Consider the following 217-nt stretch of genomic DNA (forward strand, 5'->3'; position numbering starts at 1 on the left):
GCATGTTACCGACCGCGCCTAAATGACGCCGCTTTCTCTTTGTTCAAGCTAAAGGGTCATTGTCTCTTTGGCTTACCCCTTGAAGGGGTTTTCATACTCTCGTGTACTTAATTTATCCTGCATTAAATCTGACTTTTCTTGCTCTCTTATGTATTTCTGGATTGTGGCTTCATTGAGCCCCACCGTACTTACATAGTATCCTTCTGACCAGAACTTC

General features: G+C 43.3%; 1 pseudogene. It reads right to left on the bottom strand.

Annotation, left to right across the window (positions count from 1 at the left end):
• Nucleotides 1-72: 72 nt before the first annotated feature.
• Nucleotides 73-217: pseudogene (locus ACGF49_RS25530) on the bottom strand (IS200/IS605 family transposase); the annotation flags it as partial.

The sequence above is a fragment of the Photorhabdus sp. RM96S genome, from assembly GCF_042879335.1.
Classification (GTDB): Bacteria; Pseudomonadota; Gammaproteobacteria; order Enterobacterales; family Enterobacteriaceae; genus Photorhabdus; species Photorhabdus kayaii.